Consider the following 21,742-nt stretch of genomic DNA (forward strand, 5'->3'; position numbering starts at 1 on the left):
GGCCAGTGGCGACAGCTCGTGCTGCAGCCGGTCGGGGCGGCCCTGTTCAGCCCAGCAGGAGCCGGCGGTCGGGCGGATGCCGAGCGGGCCGAACTCGTCGAAGGCGAACGTGCGGTCCGGCCGCTCGTTGAGCGCGTACTCGATCCGGTCCAGCTTGGCGTCGAAATTCGGGTCCGGCGACTCCTTCCAGGTCTTCGTTCGCCGGAAGGAGATCCCGCGCCGGACCAGTAAGCACCGCAGGGCCTCGCGGCCGATCCAGACGGGCCGGGCGATGTTGCGTCGCAGGTGGTCGGCGAGTTTGCGGATCGACCATCGGGTGAAGGGCTTGCCCAGCTTGGTCGGGCGGGTGGTGGCCGTCTGGATGACGAAGTCCTCGTCGTCACGACTGAGCAGGCGGGGACGGCCTCCCGCCCAGTGAGGGTTGAGGCATGCGAGCCCAATCTCGTTGAACTTGTGGATCAGGTCGCGGACGGTGTCCTCGTCCGCCTGGACAAGGCGGGCGATCACCGGGACCGTGCTGCCGCCGGCCGAGGCCGGCACCATCATCGCCCGCCGGAACCGCACAGAGCTGGTACTGCCCCGCCGCACGATCTGCTGAAGTTTCTGTCCCTCCTGCTCAGTCAGCCTGCGGACCCTGACCAGTGGTGCCATCCCGTCTCCCCAAGCTGGTTGGAAGCGTCGTCACTTCCAACCAGCACAACGAGCAACCCGGCAAACCTTCCCGGTCACAGCACTAGGTGTGTTGACCCGCGGGAGCGGGAGTGGTCGTCGAGGCCGGGGTGGACGGGTTGGGGGGCGATGGAACCACGTGGCAGCGGGCTGAGGCCTGCGGATACGGTCCTGGCTGTGGCGCGTTGAATCATGCACGCGTCACATCCGGGAGGGAATTCATACGTACACCCCTGGTCCGGCGTCTGGCCGTCACGGCCGCCGCGCTGGGACTCACTTCGCTCGGCCTGCTCGGCGCGGGCGCCGGGCCCGCACAGGCCGCGGTGAGCGACTGCCCCACGGGGTAACTTCTGTGCGTGGGCGAACGCCGACAGCACGGGCTCGATGTTCAAGACGCAGTCGAGCAAGGCGACTCTGGGCACGTGGGACACCAAGTTCCGCCTGATCATCAACCGCACGCCGGGTTTCGCCTGCACCTTCGACGAGCCCAACTACGAGGACGGTGCCGGGCGGTACGAGAACGACGGCCATGCCACCAGCATCGCCAGCAGGTCCGTCAGTTCGGTGAAGATCGTCCGCACGATCCGGGAGTGCGAGGGACCCGCGTACCCCTACTGGCTCACGGAGACCTCGCCCAAGGCCGCCGGCTTCGGCGACATGAACAGCGACCGGAGGGCGGACGTCCTCGTCCGCGACCGGGTCGGGCGCCTGTGGTTCCTGCCCGGTGACGGCAGTGGCCGACTGGTCGGCACGGGCGGCTGGAACGCCTTCAACGCCATGGCCCGGCACGGCGACTTCAGCCGGGACGGCCGCGAGGACGCGATCGTCCGCGAGGCGTCCACCGGCAGGCTGTGGCTGTACCCGGGCACCTCCACGGGCACCCTGGGCGCACGCAAGCTGCTCGGCACCGGCGGCTGGAACGGCATGCCGACGATCATCGCCAACGGCGACTGGTCGGGCGACGGCCGACCGGACCTCATCGCGACGAAGACCGGCGACGGCATGCTGTACCGGTACGCGGGTACGGGCCGCGGCGGCCTCGGAGCCGGCGACTGGCTCGGCGGCGGCCACTGGCGGGACCTGAACGGCGCCTTCTGACCCTCGACAGGGCCTCCGTCTCCGGGCGGGTGCCCCCCCACGCACCCGGCAAAGACCGTTGAGGTACTCGGGCGTGTAGCGAAAACATTCCCGGAGCGGTTGCCGGGTCGCTTCGCTAGGGTGCGGCCATGGTGAACTACGTGCTGGTCGCAGGTGCTCGGCTCGGATCGTGGGCGTGGGACGAGGTGGTGCCGCATCTGCGAGCGGCCGGCCACGGCGTTCACCCGCTGACGCTGTCCGGTCTCGCCGAGAAGCGAGGTGTGCCGGCCGGGCAGCAGACCCACGTCCGGGACATCGTCGACGAGGTGGAGCGCCAGGACCTGCGCGACGTCGTCCTGGTGGGTCACAGTTACTCGGGCATCCCGGTCGGTCAGGCCGCCGGGCGGGTGGGCGACCGGCTGACAGGCGTGGTGTTCGTCGACTCCAGTGTTCCGGCCCATGGCGAATCTTTCGTCTCCGCCTGGCCGGACGGCGGGGCGACGGTGAGGGCGTCGATCGCCGAGAACGGTGGATTCTGGCCGGTCGCGCCCGCGGCCCACTTCGAGGGCCACGGCCTCTCCGATGAGCAGATCGCACGGATCGTGGACGGTGCGACGCCGCACCCGGGTGCCACGCTGACCGAACCCGCCGTGCTGGAACGGCCGCTCGATGACCTTCCGGTGACGTACCTCAAGTGCACGCTCGGTGACCCCGATCCGAGCGACGATGTGGCCGAGCTGCTGGCCGGCGAGCACTGGCGGCTGATCGAGATGGACACCGGCCACTGGCCGATGTTCTCCCAGCCGCGCGAACTGGCGCAGATCCTTCTCGACACCGCTGGGGAGTGACCGCGGTTCCATGCGTGCGGCCCCCTTGCCGGCGCGCACCACGTGCGATCGTCACAGCCACTCGTTGACGGCGGCGACGAGGACGGCCGCGTCGTAGCGGACCGCGAGCTCGTCGCGTCGCGGGGCGCTCGCGGTACTCGGCCGCCGGGGATTGGCCAGTTCTCGTCTGCCGTGTGCGGTGGCGCAGGCGCTTAATGGGGCTCCCGCGAGGCGCGGGGTGAGCGACGAGTGCACGGGGGAGCACATGGCCACCACCGGGAGTCCTGGACCGCCGCCCGCGGGCCCGCCGGCCCAACCGCCCGTACCGCCGGCCGGGCAGCCACCCGTACCGCTGCCCATGCCGTTACCCACGCCGCTGGGCACACCCCCGGTCGGATCTCCTCCCACACCCCCTCCCACGCCCCCTCCCACGCCCCCGCCCGGGTCGGCGTGGCCCTTGTTGGTGCCTCCGGCTGTCGTGGTGCCGCCGAGCTTCCCCGCGCCGCCGCGTCCGAAGGAGCGGCTGGAGATCGCGGTGCGGCGTCGGATGCTCTGGGTGGGGTCGGCGGCGTTCCCGCTGCGGAACATCACGCGGGTCGAGGCATTGTGGACCAAGCCCAACCGGGACACGCCGTTCGTCGGGTTCCTGAAGTGGCTGGCGTTCGCCGTCCTCGCCTATCTCCTGCTCGGCGTCGTGGACGGCGGAAGGGCGTGGAGAGGGGCGGAGGGCGGCCCGTTCCTGCTTGCCGCCGTGATCGGTCTCGTCGTCCTCGGCCTCGGTGATCTGTTCAGACCGCCGCGGCCGGTGCTGGTCGTGGAGACGGCCGCCGGCTCCCTGAAGGTCGTGACCCTGCCGAACATGGACGAGCTGCGGGTGATCGCCGGGCAGATCGTCCATGCGATCGACCATCCGGACGCCGACTTCGCGGCGTACGTCGGGCGGTTGCGCAACCCCAACGGGAACGTCGTCCACCAGCGTGGCGGGAGCAACGGGAGGAACAGGTGGTGACCGAGCGGCCCGCGCCGGTCTAGACGGCCGCCGTCACCCGGTCGCCGGTGGCGCCCCGGAGCAGGAGAGGGGTGGCGAGCAGAAGGACGCCCGCGGCGGCGAGGGCGGTACGCGGGTCGGTGACGGCGGCGAGCAGGCCCCAGAGGGCCGTGATGGCCGCGATGGAGAGGCTCGCGCTGACCGACCATGCGGCGAGGGTGCGGGCGAGGCGCGTGGGGTCCGTGTGGCGGAGGCGGTGCGTGGCGAGCAGGGGGTTGAAGACGCCGCAGGACGCCACGAGCCCGAGCTGCACGCCCATCACCACCACCATGCCGGCGGCGCCGGACGGTACGAACGCGAGCCCCAGCGACCAGCAGCAGCGCAGCACCCCGGCGGTACGGAGCACGCGGGCGTCGCCGTACCGGGCCACCAGCCGGGGCGCGAGGCGCGAGGCGACGAGCCCGCCGACGCACGGGGCGGCGAAGACGAGACCGTACTGCCAGGGGGAGAGGCCGAGGTCGCGCAGGAGCAGGACGGCGAGGAGCGGCTCCGAGGCCATGATCAGGCCGTTGACCGCGATCGCGTTGAGGAAGAGCGGGCGCAGCACGGGGTGGCGCAGGATGTAGCGCCATCCCTCCAGCAGCTCTCCCGCGCGCGGCCGCCCCTCAGGGCGCCGCGCGGGCTCCGGTTCCGAGCCGCCGATGGAGCGGATGCCCAGGGCGGAGAGGAGGTGGCTGCAGGCGTCGGCGAGGATCGTCGTCACGGGCCCGAGGAGCCCGATCGCGGCCCCGCCGAGCGGGGGACCGGCCATGGACGCCGTCCAGTTCGTCGCCTCGAAGCGGCTGTTGGCGACGAGGAGGTCCTCCGGCGGCAGGAGCCCCTTCAGGAAGGCGCCGCTCGCGGCCCGGAACCCGATGTCCGCCGTCGCGACGACCACCGAGACCACCAGCAGCTGGACGAATCCCAGCCACCCGAGGAGGTACGCCACGGGGACGCTGGCCAGGGCCGCGAACCGGACCAGGTCCATCGCCACCATGACGGGCCGCTTCCGCCGGAACTCCACCCACGGCCCGAGCGGCACCGCGAGCACCGCCCCGACCGCCCGCCCCATCGCCGCCAGCGCGGCCACCTGGGCCGGGCCCGAGTCGAGCACGACCACCGCGAGCAGCGGAAAGGCGCCGAAGCCGAGCCATGTGCCGTACGTGCTCACCGCGTACGCGGCCCACAGGCGCCCGAACCGCCGCCCCAGTGACCGCCGCGCCGCCATGACCGGTCCCACCGCCCTCTCCGCACGTTCCGGACGCTCCGGAACGCTCCGGTCGCTCCGACCGAGCCGCCGACTCTACCCCCGGGATCCTCTAGGTTCTCCTCATGCCGGAGACAGAGAAGACGGAGCCCATCAGGCCGCTGCGGTTCCACGGGACCCCCGGCCTGCAGGACTGGCGGGTCGTCGGGGAGGGCGCCTGCGCGTACTTCCGGACGGAGTCGTTCGCCGCCGGTGCCGCGTTCGTGAACGCGCTCGCCGGGGCGCTGCCGGAGGGGGCGGGGCCCGACGTGGACCTGCGGCCCGGCGGCGTCCTCGTCCGGCTGATCACGGTCACCGACGACTACTACGGCCTCACCGAGCGGCACCTGGAGGCCGCCCGCCGGGTCTCGGCGCTGGCCCGCGCCCACGGCCTGACGGCCGATCCGTCGGGCATACGGACGGTCCAGGTGACGCTGGACGCGCTCGTGCTGCCGGAGGTGCTGCCGTTCTGGCGGGCGGTGCTCGGCTACGAGAACCGCGCGGGCAGCGACGAGGACCTGATCGACCCGCTGCGCCGGGGCGCGCCCTTCTACTTCCAGCGGATGGACGCCCCGAGGAGCGGGCGGAACCGGATCCACGTCGACGTCTGGGTGCCGTACGACGAGGCCGACGCCCGGATCGCGGCGGCGCTCGCCGCCGGAGGCCGGATCGTGAACGACGCCGACGCGCCCTCGAACGTGGTCCTCGCCGACCCCGAGGGCAACGAGGTCTGCGTCGGCGTCGCGGGTCCGCCGGCGGCGTAGCCGAGGCGCCGGCCGCTGTGCTCAGTCCGCCGAGCGGTGCCAGCCGGCGGCGGCGACGCGGGAGGCGTCCGACGGGCGGGATTCGTCGTACAGGGGGCGACCCGTGCCGTCCAGGACCCGGACCCCGGTCACGTACACCCCGCGTCCGACGGCGCGCCCGACGGTGGAGTATCGGAAACGGAGCCGGAGGAAGGGCCGGGAGCGGGGCCCGGTGGAGGGCGCGGGCACGGGGGCCGGCGGGAGGGCGGCGGTGAGGCGGTGCCAGCGGCGGCCGGACCAGCCGGACGCCGTGCCGTCCGGGTGGTCGCGTGCGTCCTCGGGCCGTTCGAGCGGGGCGGTGCGGAAGGGGACGGGCTGCCAGTCCGCGCCGCCGTCGGGCACCGCCTCCAGGACAAGGGGGTCGGTGGCCGGCACGGTGTCCCACCAGAGGAGGCAGGTGAGGCGGTCGGCGCCGGGGCCTGTCGCCGGGAGGGTGAGGGTCGCGCCGTCGGCGGCCGCCATGCCGGAGAACCAGGCCGTGGGGCCGGGCGCGCCGGCCGGGGGACGTACCGGGATCGCGCGGGCCAGGCGGTCGGCGGCGGCCAGCCGGGGCGCCGAGCCGGTGCGCCAGGTGCGGACCGGGTGCACCGAGTTGGCGAGCAGGATCAGGAACGCGTCGGAGTCCGGGGCGAGCACGAGGCTGGTGCCGGTGAAGCCGGTGTGCCCGGCGGTGCGGGGACCGGAGAGCGCGCCCATGTACCAGCGCTGGTCGAGCTCGAAGCCGAGGCCGTGGGCGTGGCCGGGGAAGGCGTCGTTGACGTCGGTGAGGAGGAGGTCCACGGAGGCGGGGGAGAGGACGCGGGTGGAGCCGTACACCCCGCCGTCGAGGAGGGTGCGGGCCAGGACGGCGAGGTCGCGGGCGCGGGAGAAGACGCCGGCGTGCCCGGCGACGCCGCCCATCGCGTACGCGTTCTCGTCGTGGACCTCGCCCCGCACCATGCCCCGGTCGAGCCGGGCCCACGGCCGACGGGCGTCCTCGGTGGCGGCGGTCTCCGCCCGCCACGAGAGCGGGGGCACGAAACGCGTGCGGTGCATCCCGAGCGGAGCGGTGATCTCGTCGTGGAGCAGCGTCTCCAGACCGCGACCGGTGATCCGTTCCAAGAGCAGGTGCAGCGCGATCATGTTCAGGTCCGAGTAGCGGTACGCGGTCCCCGGCGGCGCGAGCGGCGCCTCCTCCCACAGCATCCGCAGCCGCCCCTCGCGGTCCGGCGCCTCGTACAGCGGCAGCTCCGCCCGCAGCCCCGAGGTGTGAACGAGCAGCTGCCGGACCGTGATCCCCGCCTTCCCCGCCCCGCCGAACTCCGGCAGGTACGCGGCCACCCGCTCCCCGAGCTCCAGCGCGCCCCGCTCCACCTGGCGCACCGCCAGGATCGCGGTGAAGAGCTTCGTCAGCGAAGCCACGTCGAAGACCGTGTCCGGCGTCATCGGGACCCGCGACTCCGGCGCGAGCCCGACCCCCGTGTCGTTCCCCTCGTCGTACGCCTCCCAGCGCGCCGCCCACCCGACCGCCCGGTGCAGCGCCACCGTCCGTCCCCGCCCCGCGAGCAACACGGCCCCCGCGCACCACGGATGCACGGGCGAAGGTCCGAGGAACCCGCGCACGTCCTCGACCATCCCCTCCAGCTCCTGCCCCAGCAGCCCCGCCTCCTCCGCCGTACCCCACCGCAGATCGGGGGCCCCACCGGTCGGCTCACTCCTTGCCACGCCCATCCGCCCGCCTCCCGAGATCCGGGATCCAAAGTCCTGGATCCAAAATCCCGGATCCTGGATCCGAAATCCTGCTTCCCGGATCCTGCCTCCCGGATCCAAAATCCCGGATCCCGGACTTTGGATCCAGTCGTACGCCCACCCTCCCCGGCTCGCCCCCTCCGCCCGCGCAGCCACCCCCGACCCAAACAATCTGACGCTCCATCAGAAAACCTCTTCCCTCCATCGCCCCGCTGCGGCATCCTGCCGCCCATGGAGACGGAGCTGAGTCGCACACTGGGGATCGAGCACGCCATCTTCGGCTTCACGCCCTTCCCCGCGGTCGCCGCCGCCCTCAGCCGGGCCGGTTGTTTCGGCGTGCTGGGCGCGGTCCGCTACACCTCGCCCGACGACCTCGCCCGTGACCTCGACTGGATGCAGGAGCACACCGACGGACGGCCGTACGGGCTCGACGTCGTGATGCCGGCGAAGAAGGTCGAGGGCGTCAGCGAGGCGGACGTCGAGGCGATGATCCCGGCCGGGCACCGTGAGTACGTGCGTTCGGTGCTCGCCAAGCACGGTGTGCCCGAGCTCGCCGAGGGCGAGGCCTCGGGCTGGCGGATCACCGGCTGGATGGAGGAGGTCGCCCGCGGTCAGCTCGACGTCGCCTTCGACTATCCCATCAAGCTGCTCGCCAACGCCCTCGGCTCCCCGCCCCCCGACGTCGTCGCCCGCGCGCACGAGGACGGGGTGCTCGTCGCCGCGCTCGCGGGCAGCGCCCGGCACGCCCTCCGGCATGCCGAGGCGGGCATCGACATCGTCGTGGCCCAGGGGTACGAGGCCGGCGGCCACACCGGTGAGATCGCCTCCATGGTGCTCACCCCGGAGGTCGTGGACGCCGTCTCGCCGCTGCCCGTGCTCGCCGCCGGCGGCATCGGCAGCGGTGAGCAGATCGCCGCGGGGCTCGCGCTCGGTGCGCAGGGCGTGTGGCTCGGTTCGATCTGGCTCACCACCACCGAGGCCGAGCTGCACTCGCGCGCGCTCACGGCGAAGCTGCTCGCCGCGGGGTCCGGTGACACCGTCCGTTCCCGGGCGCTGACCGGCAAGCCGGCCCGGCAGCTCCGCACCGAGTGGACCGACGCCTGGGAGGATCCGGCGGGGCCGGGCCCGTTGCCGATGCCGCTCCAGGGGCTGCTGGTCGCGGAGGCTGTATCCAGGATCCAGAAATACGAGGTCGATCCGCTCCTCGGTACCCCCGTCGGGCAGATCGTCGGCCGGATGAACTCCGAGCGCAGCGTCCAGCAGGTCGTCGACGAGCTGACCCGCGGCTTCGAGAAGGCCGTCGACCGGATCAACCGGATCGCCGGAAGGAGCGCGTCGTGAGGGAGACCGCCGCCCCCAACGGGTTCTGGGCCCAGGCCGCCGCCGACCCGGAGCGTACGGTGCTGGTGGCGCCGGACGGCGAGGAGTGGCCGGCCGGCCGGCTGCTCGCCGCCGCGCACCGCATGGTGCACGGACTGCGCGCGGCCGGGCTCGAACGCGGTGACGCGTTCGCCGTCGTCCTGCCCAACGGTGTCGAGTTCTTCACCGCCCATCTCGCCGCCACCCAGGCCGGGTTCTACCTGGTCCCGGTCAACCACCACTTCGTGGCCGCGGAGATCGCCTGGATCGTGGCCGACTCCGGAGCGAAGGTCCTCGTCGCCCACGAGCGTTTCGCCGAGGCCGTCGTCACCGCCGCCGACGAGGCCGGGCTCGCCCCCAGTCACCGGTACGCCGTCGGGACGGTCCCCGGCTTCCGTCCGTACGCCGAACTGCTCGACGGGCAGCCGGAGTCGGAGCCCGCCGACCGGACGCTCGGCTGGGTCATGAACTACACCTCGGGCACCACCGGACGCCCCCGGGGCATCCGCCGCCCGCTGTCGGGACGGCTCCCGGAGGAGTCCCATCTCGGCGGGTTCCTCGGCATCTTCGGCATCCGTCCCTTCGACGCGAACGTACACCTGGTGTGCTCGCCGCTGTACCACACGGCGGTCCTCCAGTTCGCCGCCGCGGCGCTGCACATCGGGCACCCGCTGGTCCTCATGGACAAGTGGGCCCCCGAGGAGATGCTGCGGCTGATCGACACGTACGCGTGCACCCACACGCACATGGTCCCCACCCAGTTCCACCGGCTCCTCGCCCTCCCCGAGGAGACCCGCGCGCGCTACGACGTGAGCTCGATGCGGCACGCCATCCACGGCGCCGCGCCCTGCCCGGAACACGTCAAGCGGGCGATGATCGCCTGGTGGGGCGGGTGCGTGGAGGAGTACTACGCGGCCAGCGAGGGCGGCGGCGCCTTCGCCACCGCCGAGGAGTGGCTGAAGCGGCCGGGCACGGTCGGCCGCGCCTGGCCGATCAGCGAACTCGCGATCCTCGACGACGAAGGCAACGCCCTCCCGCCCGGCGAACTCGGCACCGTCTACCTGAAGATGAACACCGGCGGCTTCCAGTACCACAAGGACGCGGCCAAGACCGCGAAGAGCCGCGTCGGCGACTTCTTCACCGTCGGCGACCTCGGCCACCTCGACGAGGACGGCTACCTCTACCTCCGCGACCGCAAGATCGACATGATCATCTCGGGCGGCGTCAACATCTACCCGGCCGAGATCGAGGCCGCGCTCCTGGCCCACCCGGCCGTCGCCGACGCCGCCGCCTTCGGCGTCCCGCACGCCGACTGGGGCGAGGAGGTGAAGGCGGTCGTCGAGACCGCCGACGGGTACGAGGAGGGGCCGGCCCTCGCCGAGGAGATCCTCGCCCACTGCGCCGACCACCTGGCGGGCTTCAAGCGGCCGAAGTCCCTCGACTTCGTCGCCGTGATGCCCCGCGACCCCAACGGCAAGCTCTACAAGCGCCGGCTCCGCGACCCCTACTGGGAGGGCCACGAGCGCCCGCTGTGAGCGGGCCGTGGCCGGGCCGATACCGAGCGGGACCGGCCCCGGCGGCCGGGATCCAGTGCGTCGGCCGAGGTCCGTTTCAGGCGGCCGGGGGTGGCAAGTAGCCGGTCATGAGGCCGACCGTGGGCCGTACCGCCGAGTCACCCCCGCGTCACAGGGAGCTGGACGCCATGACCACCACCCCCAGTAACCCCGACCCCGTCCCCTGGGACAGCCCGGAGAAACCCCCCGGCGTCGGCGTCGCCCCGGGCGAGACGCCCCCGGCGGAATCCGGCACCGGCACCGCGACCGGGCCGTACCGGCCCCTCAGTCGCGGCTGGACCAAGGGCCCCCTCATCGCCCTGTGGGTGGTCGTCGTCCTGTGCGCCCTGTTCTTCCTCGTGTACGCGATCGTCCTCGCGACAGGCTGAGGCTCGCGACCGGCTCAGGAAGCGTCCGAGGAACCGGCTGAGGAAACCGGCTGAGGAAACCGGCTGACGAAGGGAGCCCGCCATGCCCCGCGCCGACCAGCCCACCGCCCCCGACCAACCCGCCCCCACCCCCGCCCCCGATCCGGACGAGGGCCGCGGCGACGACGTCTACCAGCCCGCCCACTCCGACAGCGGCAACCGCCCCTCGGGCCCCCTCGACCCCGACAACGCGCTCGCCACCGACCCCGGCGACGACATGGGCGCCCCCGGATACTCGCCGCCCGACCGCCCCGCAGGCGTCACCCGGCACGGCACCACGCAGCGCGAGCAGCGGGAGGGCGAACCGCTCGACGACCGGCTGCGCCAGGAGGAGCCGGAGGGGTGGCCGCCGGCGGGCGACGGGATCGGGGACCTTCCCGGGGGCGAAGGCGAGCCCGTGGACGCGGAGGCCGGTGCCACCCGGGCGGGCCGCCTGGCCCCGTACGCCGCCCGGCCCGGGCACATCGACCGGGCGGTCGCGCGGGACGTCGGCCCCGACGGCGACGCGCCGCCGGCGGAGGAGGCGGCGATGCACGTGAACACGGCGGTGAACGGCGCCGCCGAGGACGAGCCGGACGCCTGACCCCGCTGCCGGCCACCCCCAACCCCGAACCCCCGCCCCCCCAACCCCAACCCCCGCTCCCCAACCCCCACCCCAAACCCAACCCCCGCCCCCCAACCCCCACCCCGCCCCCCAAGGTCCGTACCGCGGAAGGGAGCCGTCATGCACGGATATGACGGTTCGTACTGGATGGAGTCGGCACCGCCCGGCGCTCCCCACCCGCCCCTCGCCCGGGACGTCCGCGCCGACGTGGTCGTGGTCGGCGCGGGCATCGCGGGCCTGTGCGCCGCCCGCGAGCTGGCCCGCGCGGGGCGCGAGGTGGTCGTCCTGGAGGCGGGCCGGATCGGGGCGGGAGTCACCGGCCACACCACCGGCAAGCTCACCGCCCTGCACGGGCTCTGCTACGAACGCCTGCGGCGTGAGCACGGCGCGGAGGCGGCGGCCCACTACGCGGAGGCCCAGCAGGACGCGCTCGGCGAAGTGGTGGGGCTCTGCGCGGAGCTGGGGGCCGACGCCGAGATCGAGCACCGTCCGGCGTACACGTACACCCTGGACCGGCGGAACGCGGGGCTGATCCGCGCGGAGGCGGCGGCCGCCAGGGCGGCCGGTCTGCCGGCCACGACGGTGACCGACCCGGGGCTTCCCTACCCGGTGGCGGCGGCCGTACGGGTCGACGACCAGCTCCAGTTCCATCCGCGCCGCTTCCTCCTCGCGGTCGCCGACGACCTGGTCGTCCACGGCGGACGGATCCACGAGGCCGGTCGGGTCACCGAGGTCCGCGAAGGCGCCGACCGGGGGGTCACGGTCGGCGGCGGTTTCACCGTCCGCGCGCGGGACGTCGTCCTCGCCACGCACTTCCCGCCGAGCTGCCCCACCCCGCTGCTGCTGCGGCTCTCGGTACGCCGGGAGCTCGTCGTCGCGGCCGTCGTCGAGGAGCGGCACGCCCCGTACGGGATGTACCTGACGCCGGAGGGCGGCACGCGTTCGGTGCGTACGGCTCCGGTCGGCGACGGCAGGAGGCTGCTGATCGTGGCGGGCGAGGCGTTCGAGCCGGGCGCCGGCGGCGTACGGCACCGGTTCGGGCGGCTGGAGGCCTGGGCCTCCGGCCATCTGCCCGGTTTCGCGGACGCGCCGGCGATCCACCGGTGGGCCGCGCAGGACGTCCACACCGCCGACGGGCTGCCCTGTGTGGGGCCCGTCGGCCCCGCGGGCTCCGGAGCCGGGCACCTTCACGTCGCCACCGGGTTCGGCGGCTGGGGCCTCAGCAATGGGGTCGCCGCCGGCCGGCTCCTCGCCGCGCGTCTGACGGGCGGGCCCCTGCCCGCCTGGGCCGGGCTCGTCGACCCGCGCCGGCCCCTGCCGCTCCGCGAGTACCCCGGTGTCGCGCGGCACCAGGCCTCCGTGGCGCGCCATTACGCGGTCGGCTTCGGCCCCCGGGCCAGGCGCTGCACCCACATGGGCTGCGCCCTGGGCTTCAACCATGCGGAGAACACCTGGGAATGCCCCTGCCACGGCTCCCGGTTCGCCGCCGACGGCACGGTCCTCCAGGGCCCGGCGACCCGCCCCCTGGACGACGGCTGACGCTCGGGGCACCCGAGCATGCCCGTGTCCTCCGGTAGCATCGATCACGAGAGATCTCTTTGCTTTGAAAGCAAAGTCGAATCGGAGGGTGAAGGGTGTCAACCGAGCGCGAGGGGAGCGGGGCCCCGGGTCCGGACGTCGACGACGCCGTCCGGACGCTGCTGCTGCTGATGCCCCGGATGGTCGGGCGGGTCAAGCGCATCAAGGTGCCGGAGGAGCTGGCGTCGCTGACGCTGGCGCCCCGTCACCTCTCCCTGCTCGCCTACCTCCTCTTCGACGGCCCCCAGAGCGTCAACGAACTGGCCGCGCGGCTGGGGGTCGCGCCCACCACCGTCAGCCTGATGGTGGGGGACCTCGCGAAGAAGGGGGTCCTGGAGCGGCACGAGGACCCCGCCGACCGCCGGCGGAAGATCGTGTCGATCGCGGAGGAGCGCCGCGGCGCCATCGACGGCTGGCTCGGCCGCAGCGCCGGCGCCTGGCGGGCGGCCCTGGCACCCCTGGGACCGGCCGAACGGCGGATGTTCATCGACACCCTCGCCGCGTACGAGCACGGTCTGGCCGACGCAGAACAATGACGGAAACGGGCCGCGGCCTCCCACGGCGGGAACCGCGGCCCCCTAAGGCAGGAAGAAGATGATGACCTCGAGCACCAAGGCGTTGACCCGGGAGTGGACCACGTGGGGGCCGGTGGTGGCCCTGCTTGCGCTGGTCTTCGCCTGGGGGCGCGACGACCTCCCGGGCCTCGCCGTGGTCCTCGTCGCGCTCTGCCTCGCCGCCGCGGTCCTCGCCGCCGTCCACCACGCCGAGGTGATCGCCCACCGGGTCGGCGAACCCTTCGGCTCGCTCGTCCTGGCCGTCGCCGTCACCGTCATCGAGGTCGGACTCATCGTCAGCCTCATGGCCGGAGGCGGCGAGAAGACCGCCACCTACGCCCGCGACACCGTCTTCGCCGCCGTCATGATCACCTGCAACGGCATCGTCGGCCTCGCGCTCCTCGTCGCCGCGCTCCGCAACCGGGTCGCGGTCTTCAACGCCGAGGGCTCCGGCGGCGCGCTCGCCACCGTCTGCACCCTCGCCACCATGACCCTGGTGCTCCCCACCTTCACCACCAGCCACCCCGGCCCCGAATTCTCCGGCGCCCAGCTCACCTTCGCCGCCATCGCCTCGATCGCCCTGTACGGCGTCTTCGTCGCCGTGCAGACCGTCCGGCACCGCGACTACTTCCTCCCCGTCCCCGTCGAGGGCAAGGAGCCCTCGGAGGAGGAGCACGCCGACCCGCCGACCAAGGCCGTCACCCTCGCCAGCCTCGGCCTGCTCCTCGTCGCGCTGGTCGCCGTCGTCGGCAACGCCAAGGTGATCTCCCCGACCATCGAGGACGGCGTCCAGTCCGCCGGCCTGCCGAAGGCCGTCGTCGGTGTCGTCATCGCCCTGATGGTCCTACTGCCCGAGACGCTCGCCGCCGTGCGCGCCGCCCGCCGCAACCGCGTGCAGACCAGCCTCAACCTCGCCTACGGCTCCGCGATCGCCAGCATCGGCCTGACCATCCCGGCGATCGCGCTCGCCTCCATCTGGCTGTCCGGGCCCCTGGTGCTCGGCCTGGGCCCCCTCCACATGGTCCTGCTCGCCCTCACCGGTGTGGTGAGCGCCCTGACCGTGGTGCCCGGACGGGCCACGCTCCTCCAGGGCGGCGTCCATCTCGCGATCTTCGCCGCCTTCGTGTTCCTGTCGTTCAGTCCCTGACGGACCTCACCTCACCGCTCCCCGACCCGCACCACCCGCAGCGCGGGCGAGCGCAGGATGTCCCTCTCGCAGAACCGGGAGGTCACCCAGCGCTCGCCCGCGAACAGCCTCGTCTGGTCGGCGTGGTGCGGCGAGGCCGGGTTCGAGGACTGGGAGTACGTGAGCAGGGTGCGGGCCACCGGGCAGCGCCCGCCGTCCCAGCCGACCGCCTGCACGTGGCTCGTGCCGTGCGCGACCTCGATGTAGCCGCCGCCCGCCGCGTTCCACACCGCCTCCGTCTTGTTCCAGACGCCCAGCGACTCGGTGCCCCCGCTCACCGGGATCCGCTCCCCGCCGCGTACGACGAACTGGTGGTCCCGCAGCGGCGCGTCGAGCGCGATCCCCGCCGTACGCAGCTCCGCCACCGCGTCCGCCAGCGCCTTCGCGAAGCCGGCCGAGGCCGTGTCGATTCCGCGCGGGGTCCGCACCGGGTCCGCCGCCGAGAACGGCACCTTCCACAGCTGTGCCGCCGGCACCGAGGCCGTGAGCTTCCGCCAGAACCGGTCGAAGAGCAGCGCGCCCCGGCTGTCCGAGTCCATCGTCCGGTCCCAGGCGGCGAGCACCCGGCACGCCTCCGGCTCCGCCGGCAGCGCCGCCGGGCAGGCCGCGGCCACGTCCGCCGCCGCCAGGTCCGCGGCCGGGACCCGGTTCGCGAACTGCTGCCGCTGGAGGTCCGCCACGGTCAGCCGGCCCCGGGCCGCCATCCCCGCCACGTCCTCGATCCCGCCCCGGGTCCGCAGCGAACGCGGCGTCGCGAGCGTGCCGAAGACCCGCTCGTACCCGGTCAGCGGGCGTTCCGCGTGGGTCAGCCAGGCGCTGTCGTTGGAGTTCACCGCGTACGGCGCGTCCCGCAGCACCGGCATCCGCGACGGCCCGAAGATGCCCGGCTGCACCGCGTCCCGGTCCGAGCCGAGCGCGCACTCCGTCCGCGAGCCGTCGAGGACGGCGACGCCCGACGCCGGATAGACGACCCGGCCGAGCGGGGTGGAGCAGCGCTCCGCCAGCTCGTCGGTGATCCGGGGCAGCACCTGCGACTGGCCGAAGTAGCTGTGCCCGGACGAGTCCGCGGCGATCGTGTTCACCCACGGCAGGCCCTGGGTGCGGCGCAGCGTCTCGGCGACGTCCCGGGTGGAGCGGGCCCGGGCGAAGCCGAGCGCGGTGTCGGAGCCGCGCAGGTTCGCCGCGTTCGGGTCGTTGAGCGCGTAGGCGGTGGTCGCCGTCCACGGCAGCGGCAGGCTCGCGCCGAGCCCGCCGGTCACCGGGCCGTACCGGGTCCACCACTGGGTACGGGTGACCGGCGTGCCGTCCCGGTCCGCCACCGTCACCGTGCGCGCGGTCATCCGCTCCGGCTTCCCGTCCACCAGGTACGCGGTCGGGTCGCCGGGCACCAGCGTCAGCTGGTGGAGGTTCATCGGCACACCGGTGGCCACGGTGTGGCTCCAGGCGACCTTGTCGTTGAAGCCGATGTTGACGACGGTGGTGCCGAGCAGCGAGGCGCCGGAGACGTTCAGTTCGCCGGGGATGGTCTGCTGCGACTGCCAGAAGCGGCGGCCGCCGTGCCACGGGTAGTGCGGGTTGCCGAGCAGCAGTCCCCGCCCGTTCGCCGTCGTCGCGCCTGAGAACGCGACCGCGTTGGAGCCCATGGTGGCGTTCTCGGGCGCGAACAGCGCCCGCGCCGCCTCCGCCGCACGCTCCGGGTCGACGTCCGGCACCGGCGTCGTCGTCGCGTCGGTCGCGGCGAGGGCGGCTCTCGCGTCGGGCGCGGCGGGCACCGCCGGCGGGCGCGCCGCCGTGATGCCGTCGACCGCACGGCCCTGACCGCCGAGCACCGCGACGGCGAAGCCGCGCCGGGCCACGTCCAGGGCCGTCACCGGCCGCACCCAGGCGGCGTCCGCGCACGCCGGATCCGTGATCCGGTTCTTCCGCAGCCAGGCGTTGTACCCGGCCGCCCACCCGCGCATCAGCTCCTTCAGCTCCCGGCTCGGACCCGCCGGAGCCGGCGTGCGCAGCAGCTCCTCGACCGTCCCGGCCTCCCTGACGCCCCGGAAGTACAGGTCGCTGGAGAGGTTCGAGGTCGCGGAGGAGAGCGAGCCGTCCGGCGCGCCGGAGGCCCCGAAGTGGCGCGAGCGCTCGCCGTTCACGGTCACGAAGCCGTCGGCCAGCACGCACACCTGGTCGGCGGCCTGCGCCCAGCCCGTGCCGAAGCCCAGGCCGGCGTAGTCGTCGGCGAGGATGTGCGGCACGCCGTACTCGGTGTACCGGATGACGGCGTCGAGGCCCCGGTCGGACGGCCGGTGCTCGCCGCCCCGCACGCCCGGATCGGCCGCCGCCGCCCCGGGCAGCAGGCCCGCGGTGACGGCGGCGAGCGCGGCGCCCACCAGCGCCAGACGTCTCCGGGAACGGCGGGCGATGAAGCTGCGGTTGCGCAAGGGTGCCTCCCAACGGGCCGGTGGCCGGAGCCGGTTGGGACATCCAGTCAGCAAGCACCCGCCCTGTCAACATCCCGTTCGGTATCCGAGGCGGGGAGGTGTGCGCTCAGCTCGCCGTCGGGTCGCGGTACTTGACCCGCCGCACCGCCGCGCCGAGGATCCAGCCATGGAACGAGGACTCCTCACCCGCACCGTCGACGGCGTGCTGCGCGCCAGCGCCGAACGCGTCCCCGAGCGGACCGCCCTGCGCTACGCGGACCGCGCCTGGACCTACGCCGAGCTGGACGCCGCCGTCTCCACCGCCGCGGCCGTGCTGCGCCGCGAGCCGGGAGTGGTGCCGGGCGCCCGGGTCGCCACGTACGGCCACAACTCCGACGCGTATCTGATCGCCTTCCTGGCCTGCGCCCGCGCGGGCCTCGTCCACGTCCCGGTGAACCACCACCTGACCGGCGACGACCTCGGCTACCTCCTGGACCAGTCGGGGAGTTCCCTCGTCCTCGCCGATCCCGGGCTCGCCGGCCGGATCCCCGCCGGCGTGCGGGTCAGGGCGCTGCGGGACGCGCCGGGCTCGCTCCTTGACGCGCTCGCGGCACCGGAGCCGTACGACTCCGACAGCGATCCCCGCGACCTCGTGCAGCTGCTGTACACCTCGGGCACCACCGCCCTCCCCAAGGGCGCGATGATGACCCACCGGGCGCTCGTCCACGAGTACGAGAGCGCGATCGAGGCGCTCGGTCTCGCCGAGGACGACCTGCCCGTACACGCGCTGCCGCTCTACCACTCGGCCCAGACGCACGTCTTCCTGCTGCCCTACCTGGCGGTCGGCGCGGAGAACACGATCCTCGAAGGGCCGGACCCGGAGACCCTGTTCGGGCTGGTCGAGGCGGGCCGCGCGGACAGCCTCTTCGCCCCGCCGACCGTGTGGATCGCCCTCGCCGACCACCCCGGCTTCGAGAAGCGGGAGCTGTCCGCGCTGCGCAAGGCGTACTACGGCGCCTCGATCATGCCCGTGCCCGTCCTGGAGCGGCTGCGCGGACACCTCCCCGGACTCGCCTTCTTCAACTGCTTCGGCCAGTCGGAGATCGGCCCGCTCGCCACCGTCCTCGGCCCCGACGAGCACGAGGGCCGGATGGACTCCTGCGGTCGGCCCGTGCGGCACGTCGAGGCCCGGGTCGTCGACGAGGACGGCGCGGACGTCCCCGACGGCACCCCGGGCGAGATCGTCTACCGCTCCCCGCAGCTCTGCGAGGGCTACTGGGCCAAGCCGGAGGAGACCGCCGCCGCCTTCCGCGACGGCTGGTTCCGCTCCGGCGACCTCGCCGTCCGCGACGCCGACGGCTATCTGACCATCGTCGACCGGGTGAAGGACGTCATCAACTCCGGCGGGGTGCTGGTCGCCTCCCGCCAGGTCGAGGACGCCCTGTACACGCATCCGGCGGTCGCCGAGACAGCCGTGATCGGCCTCCCCGACGACCGCTGGATCGAGGCGGTCACCGCCGTGGTCGTCCCGCGCGGCGAGGTCACCGAGGCGGAACTCCTCGCCCACGCCCGCGACCGCCTCTCCTCCTTCAAGGCCCCCAAGCGGATCGTCTTCGCCGACGCCCTGCCCCGCAACGCCAGCGGCAAGATCCTCAAGCGGGAGCTGCGCGACCGTTACGCGGGGGCCTGACCGGCCGGCTCAGCGCCGGCGCAGCACCTCGGCGGCGCGGGAGAAGCCGTCCGTGCCGTGGCCGAGGGCCACGGTGCGGCGGGCGAGGCCCTCGACCGCGCGCATGACGTTCGAGTCGATGGCGTGGTCCTCGGCGGCGTGCACGATGTGCGCCATCGTCGAGACGGCCGACGTCACCGGGTTGATCGCGCCGGAGTAGGTGCCGTCCTGCACGTCGCCGGCGAGCTCCTCGAAGAGCGGCGGCAGGATCTGCGCGATGCCCACCGCGAACGGGGCCAGCTCGCGCGGCGTGATGCCCTCCGCGTCGGCGAGCGCCATGGCGTGCACGTACCCGGCCATCGACGTCCAGAAGATGTCGAGGAGCGCGATGTCGAAGGCCGCCGCGCGGGAGACCTCGTCACCGAGGTGGGTGTGGGTGCCGTTCAGCGCGTCGAGGACCACGCGGTGCTCGCCGTACGTGTCGGACGGGCCGCTGAAGAGGAACACGCCGGCCGGCGAGCCGATCGTGACGGCCGGCGTCATGATGGCGCCGTCGAGGTAGTCGATGCCGTGCTCGGCGGCCCACGCGCCGGTGTCCCGGGCGCGGCCGGGCGTGTCGGCGGAGAGGTTCACCAGGACGCGGCCCTTGAGCGCGTCCGTGACGGCGTCCTGCCGCAGCACCGCGTCCGTGGCGTCGTAGTTGACCATGCAGATCACGGTCACCGGGCTCGCGGCCACGGCCTCGGCGGCGCTGGCCGCGACGGTGGCGCCGCGCTCGACCAGGTCGCCTTCCCGGCCGGGCGTGCGGTTCCAGACCGTGGTGCGGACTCCGCCCGCGAGGAAGGCGCCGGCCAGGGCGCGGCCCATCGGGCCGAGGCCGAGGACGGTGACGGCGGACTGCTGGGTGGCGGACATGCGGGAACTCCTGTGCAGTGAAAACGGAATAGGGTGGGTGGGGCGACGCGGCGCGGGGAGGCCCGGCCGCACACGAACGCGAGAGGGACGAGATGGCGCGCATCGGTCTCGACGACCACGAGGGGATCTGCGGTGTGGCCGCCGCGATCTCGGTGATCGACGGCAAATGGAAGACCACGCTGCTGTGGCTGCTCGAATCGGGGCCGCACCGGCCCGGCGAACTGCGCCGGAAGGTGCCGAGGCTCAGCGAGAAGGTACTGACCCAGGCCCTGCGCGAGATGGAGGAGGACGGGATCGTGCACCGCGAGACGCACGATGTCGTGCCGCTCAAGACCGTCTACTCGCTGACCGAGCAGGGTCTCGCGCTGTCGAGGGTGCTGGCCCCGCTGTCCGACTGGGGCCACGGACACCTCGACTGGCTGGCCGAGGCGCGACGCGCCGCCTCCTGACTCACTCCCTCCGGATCCGTGAGGCGCCGTCCCTGTGGACGTCACCACTCTCTCCCGGTGCCCGGACGGCGACAAGTACCCACTAAAAAGTGGGTACCCGAGTGGGTGCCCGGTGGCCGTCCGCGCGGTTCGGTCAGTCCTTCCGCAGGTCCACGATCCGCTTCAGCTTGCCGACGGACCGCTCCAGCGTCTCGGGGTCGACCACCTCGACCCCGACCGAGACGCCGATGCCGTCCTTCACCGCCGTCGCGATCGCCCGGGCCGCCTCCGCGCGGGCCTCGGGCGTCGCGTCGGCGCGGGCCTCCGCGCGCACGGTGAGGGCGTCGAGGCGGCCCTCCCGGGTCAGGCGGAGCTGGAAGTGCGGGGCGACGGCGGGGGTGCGGAGCACGATCTCCTCGATCTGGGTGGGGAAGAGGTTCACCCCGCGCAGGATGATCATGTCGTCGCTGCGGCCGGTCACCTTCTCCATCCGCCGGAACGCGGGCCGCGCGGTGCCCGGGAGAAGCCGGGTCAGGTCCCGGGTGCGGTAACGGATCACCGGCATGGCCTCCTTGGTGAGCGAGGTGAAGACCAGCTCGCCCTCCTCGCCGTCCGGGAGCACCTCGCCGGTGATCGGGTCCACGATCTCGGGATAGAAGTGGTCCTCCCAGATGTGGAGTCCGTCCTTGGTCTCCACGCACTCCTGCGCCACGCCGGGTCCCATCACCTCCGACAGGCCGTAGATGTCGACCGCGTCGATGGCGAACCGCTCCTCGATCTCCGCGCGCATCGCCTCCGTCCACGGCTCCGCCCCGAAGACGCCCACCTTCAGCGAGGTCGAGCGGGGATCCACGCCCTGACGCTCGAACTCGTCGAGGAGCGTGAGCATGTAACTGGGCGTCACCATGATGATCTCGGGCTCGAAGTCCTGGATCAGCCTGACCTGACGGGCCGTCATGCCGCCGGAGGCCGGGATGACCGTGCAGCCGAGGCGCTCCGCGCCGTAGTGGGCGCCGAGGCCGCCGGTGAACAGGCCGTAGCCGTACGCCACATGGACCCGGTGGCCGGGACGGGCGCCGGCCGCGCGCAGTGAGCGCGCCACGACGTCGGCCCACACGTCCAGGTCCCCCTCCGTGTAGCCGACCACCGTCGGCAGGCCGGTGGTGCCGCTGGAGGCGTGGATCCGGCGGATCCGCGAGCGGTCGACGGCGAACATCCCGAAGGGGTAGTGGTCGCGCAGGTCCGCCTTGGTGGTGAAGGGGAAGCGGGCCAGGTCGGCGAGCGAGCGGCAGTCGTCCGGATGCACCCCGGCCGCGTCGAAGGCGCGCCGGTGGAAGTCCACGTGCGCGTACGCGTGCCGCAGCGTGTCCCGCAGCCGCTCCAGCTGGAGCGCCGCCAGCTCCTCGCGCCCGAGCCGTTCGCCGCCGTCCGCCAGTTCCTTCATGCGCCGCCACTCCTCCGCGCCCGGCCGGCCGCCCGGCGCGCACCCACGCGAAAACGGACGACCGATCATTCGGTAGATACGTGTGGTGGCCAGTAAAACGTCCCCGGGGAGGGGTTTGGCAAGGGGCCGGGCACCACTTTTCCCGTCGACCGTCGACCGTCGACCGTCGACCGTCGACCGTCGACCGTCGACCGGCGACCGGCGACCGGCGACCGGCGACCGGCGACCCGGCGGCAGCG

At 73.5% G+C, this 21,742-nt stretch carries 18 protein-coding genes and 1 pseudogene; 13 read left to right on the plus strand and 6 right to left on the minus strand.

Translation table 11 applies throughout. From position 1 onward, the window contains the following. Positions 1–27: 27 nt before the first annotated feature. Positions 28–651, minus strand: a pseudogene (locus ABZ621_RS00460) (helix-turn-helix domain-containing protein); the annotation flags it as partial. A gap of 402 nt (positions 652–1,053) precedes the next feature. Between ABZ621_RS00460 and ABZ621_RS00465 the strand changes: the two are divergent. The 3 genes from ABZ621_RS00465 to ABZ621_RS00475 all read left to right on the plus strand — a co-directional run bounded on the left by ABZ621_RS00465 (position 1,054) and on the right by ABZ621_RS00475 (position 3,582). Continuing rightward, entirely contained in the window at positions 1,054–1,767 is a 714-nt protein-coding gene (locus ABZ621_RS00465) for an FG-GAP-like repeat-containing protein (protein ID WP_360599125.1), read from the plus strand. A 128-nt stretch (positions 1,768–1,895) separates the two neighbouring features. Next, on the plus strand, positions 1,896–2,594 hold the full coding sequence (locus tag ABZ621_RS00470) for an alpha/beta hydrolase (RefSeq protein ID WP_360599126.1): 699 nt from the start codon (positions 1,896–1,898) through the stop codon (positions 2,592–2,594). Positions 2,595–3,051: 457 nt separating this feature from the next. Further along, entirely contained in the window at positions 3,052–3,582 is a 531-nt protein-coding gene (locus ABZ621_RS00475) for a DUF6232 family protein (protein ID WP_360599128.1), read from the plus strand. Between the two features lie 19 nt (positions 3,583–3,601). On the opposite strand, the gene ABZ621_RS00480 is transcribed toward ABZ621_RS00475, so the two are convergent. Further along, entirely contained in the window at positions 3,602–4,828 is a 1,227-nt protein-coding gene (locus ABZ621_RS00480; protein ID WP_360599877.1) for an MFS transporter, read from the minus strand. 104 nt (positions 4,829–4,932) lie between these two features. On the opposite strand from ABZ621_RS00480, the gene ABZ621_RS00485 reads away from it, so the two are divergent. Next, positions 4,933–5,610 (plus strand): VOC family protein, encoded by a 678-nt coding sequence (locus ABZ621_RS00485; RefSeq protein WP_360599130.1) that lies wholly within the window; start codon positions 4,933–4,935, stop codon positions 5,608–5,610. Positions 5,611–5,631: 21 nt separating this feature from the next. On the opposite strand, the gene ABZ621_RS00490 is transcribed toward ABZ621_RS00485, so the two are convergent. Continuing rightward, positions 5,632–7,353, minus strand: coding sequence for a serine hydrolase domain-containing protein (locus ABZ621_RS00490; protein WP_360599131.1), 1,722 nt, complete (start codon positions 7,351–7,353; stop codon positions 5,632–5,634). Between the two features lie 255 nt (positions 7,354–7,608). Between ABZ621_RS00490 and ABZ621_RS00495 the strand changes: the two genes are divergently transcribed. From ABZ621_RS00495 to ABZ621_RS00525, 7 genes are all read left to right on the plus strand, one after another. After that, entirely contained in the window at positions 7,609–8,718 is a 1,110-nt protein-coding gene (locus ABZ621_RS00495; RefSeq protein WP_360599133.1) for a nitronate monooxygenase family protein, read from the plus strand. Next, positions 8,715–10,271 (plus strand): acyl-CoA synthetase, encoded by a 1,557-nt coding sequence (locus ABZ621_RS00500; RefSeq protein WP_360599135.1) that lies wholly within the window; start codon positions 8,715–8,717, stop codon positions 10,269–10,271. Before ABZ621_RS00495 ends, ABZ621_RS00500 begins: the two co-directional genes overlap by 4 nt. Positions 10,272–10,438: 167 nt before the next feature. Continuing rightward, complete coding sequence (locus tag ABZ621_RS00505) at positions 10,439–10,678, plus strand: DUF6480 family protein (RefSeq protein ID WP_360599137.1); 240 nt, start codon at positions 10,439–10,441, stop codon at positions 10,676–10,678. Between the two features lie 82 nt (positions 10,679–10,760). Continuing rightward, entirely contained in the window at positions 10,761–11,300 is a 540-nt protein-coding gene (locus ABZ621_RS00510) for a DUF5709 domain-containing protein (RefSeq protein WP_360599139.1), read from the plus strand. A gap of 141 nt (positions 11,301–11,441) precedes the next feature. Next, a complete protein-coding gene (locus tag ABZ621_RS00515; RefSeq protein ID WP_360599141.1) occupies positions 11,442–12,860 on the plus strand; it encodes an FAD-dependent oxidoreductase in 1,419 nt (472 codons plus the stop codon). A gap of 170 nt (positions 12,861–13,030) precedes the next feature. Next, on the plus strand, positions 13,031–13,435 hold the full coding sequence (locus ABZ621_RS00520; protein WP_360599879.1) for a MarR family winged helix-turn-helix transcriptional regulator: 405 nt from the start codon (positions 13,031–13,033) through the stop codon (positions 13,433–13,435). Between the two features lie 61 nt (positions 13,436–13,496). Further along, positions 13,497–14,600, plus strand: coding sequence for an ionic transporter y4hA (locus ABZ621_RS00525; RefSeq protein ID WP_360599143.1), 1,104 nt, complete (start codon positions 13,497–13,499; stop codon positions 14,598–14,600). An 11-nt stretch (positions 14,601–14,611) separates the two neighbouring features. On the opposite strand, the gene ABZ621_RS00530 is transcribed toward ABZ621_RS00525, so the two are convergent. Next, positions 14,612–17,050, minus strand: coding sequence for a penicillin acylase family protein (locus ABZ621_RS00530; RefSeq protein WP_360599881.1), 2,439 nt, complete (start codon positions 17,048–17,050; stop codon positions 14,612–14,614). 184 nt (positions 17,051–17,234) lie between these two features. Between ABZ621_RS00530 and ABZ621_RS00535 the strand changes: the two genes are divergently transcribed. Continuing rightward, positions 17,235–18,737: a fatty acyl-CoA synthetase gene (locus ABZ621_RS00535; protein WP_360599145.1), complete on the plus strand. Its 1,503-nt coding sequence runs from the start codon at positions 17,235–17,237 to the stop codon at positions 18,735–18,737. 9 nt (positions 18,738–18,746) lie between these two features. Here the strand turns inward: ABZ621_RS00535 and ABZ621_RS00540 are convergent, their stop codons facing one another. Further along, the gene (locus ABZ621_RS00540) at positions 18,747–19,631 is read right to left on the minus strand and encodes an NAD(P)-binding domain-containing protein (protein ID WP_360599147.1); all 885 of its coding nucleotides are present in this window, start codon (positions 19,629–19,631) and stop codon (positions 18,747–18,749) included. 92 nt (positions 19,632–19,723) lie between these two features. On the opposite strand from ABZ621_RS00540, the gene ABZ621_RS00545 reads away from it, so the two are divergent. Next, on the plus strand, positions 19,724–20,080 hold the full coding sequence (locus tag ABZ621_RS00545) for a helix-turn-helix domain-containing protein (protein WP_169094620.1): 357 nt from the start codon (positions 19,724–19,726) through the stop codon (positions 20,078–20,080). 133 nt (positions 20,081–20,213) lie between these two features. Here ABZ621_RS00545 and paaK read toward each other — a convergent pair whose 3' ends face one another. Further along, positions 20,214–21,503 carry a phenylacetate--CoA ligase PaaK gene (gene paaK / locus ABZ621_RS00550; protein WP_360599149.1) on the minus strand — a complete coding sequence of 430 codons (1,290 nt, stop codon included), beginning with the start codon at positions 21,501–21,503 and terminating at the stop codon, positions 20,214–20,216. Between the last annotated feature and the right edge of the window lie 239 nt (positions 21,504–21,742).

The organism is Streptomyces sp. NPDC007863, assembly GCF_040633895.1.
Taxonomy (GTDB): Bacteria; Actinomycetota; Actinomycetes; order Streptomycetales; family Streptomycetaceae; genus Streptomyces.

What these genes read in the sequence shown, in the direction of transcription:
- ABZ621_RS00465 (WP_360599125.1), top strand. Translation starts at nt 1,054, where the DNA reads ATGTTCAAGACGCAGTCGAGCAAGGCGACTCTGGGCACGTGGGACACC.
- ABZ621_RS00470 (WP_360599126.1), top strand. Translation starts at nt 1,896, where the DNA reads ATGGTGAACTACGTGCTGGTCGCAGGTGCTCGGCTCGGATCGTGGGCG.
- ABZ621_RS00480 (WP_360599877.1), bottom strand. Translation starts at nt 4,828, where the DNA reads ATGGCGGCGCGGCGGTCACTGGGGCGGCGGTTCGGGCGCCTGTGGGCC.
- ABZ621_RS00485 (WP_360599130.1), top strand. Translation starts at nt 4,933, where the DNA reads ATGCCGGAGACAGAGAAGACGGAGCCCATCAGGCCGCTGCGGTTCCAC.
- ABZ621_RS00495 (WP_360599133.1), top strand. Translation starts at nt 7,609, where the DNA reads ATGGAGACGGAGCTGAGTCGCACACTGGGGATCGAGCACGCCATCTTC.
- ABZ621_RS00505 (WP_360599137.1), top strand. Translation starts at nt 10,439, where the DNA reads ATGACCACCACCCCCAGTAACCCCGACCCCGTCCCCTGGGACAGCCCG.
- ABZ621_RS00510 (WP_360599139.1), top strand. Translation starts at nt 10,761, where the DNA reads ATGCCCCGCGCCGACCAGCCCACCGCCCCCGACCAACCCGCCCCCACC.
- ABZ621_RS00515 (WP_360599141.1), top strand. Translation starts at nt 11,442, where the DNA reads ATGCACGGATATGACGGTTCGTACTGGATGGAGTCGGCACCGCCCGGC.
- ABZ621_RS00520 (WP_360599879.1), top strand. Translation starts at nt 13,031, where the DNA reads ATGCCCCGGATGGTCGGGCGGGTCAAGCGCATCAAGGTGCCGGAGGAG.
- ABZ621_RS00525 (WP_360599143.1), top strand. Translation starts at nt 13,497, where the DNA reads ATGACCTCGAGCACCAAGGCGTTGACCCGGGAGTGGACCACGTGGGGG.
- ABZ621_RS00535 (WP_360599145.1), top strand. Translation starts at nt 17,235, where the DNA reads ATGGAACGAGGACTCCTCACCCGCACCGTCGACGGCGTGCTGCGCGCC.
- ABZ621_RS00540 (WP_360599147.1), bottom strand. Translation starts at nt 19,631, where the DNA reads ATGTCCGCCACCCAGCAGTCCGCCGTCACCGTCCTCGGCCTCGGCCCG.
- ABZ621_RS00545 (WP_169094620.1), top strand. Translation starts at nt 19,724, where the DNA reads ATGGCGCGCATCGGTCTCGACGACCACGAGGGGATCTGCGGTGTGGCC.
- paaK (WP_360599149.1), bottom strand. Translation starts at nt 21,503, where the DNA reads ATGAAGGAACTGGCGGACGGCGGCGAACGGCTCGGGCGCGAGGAGCTG.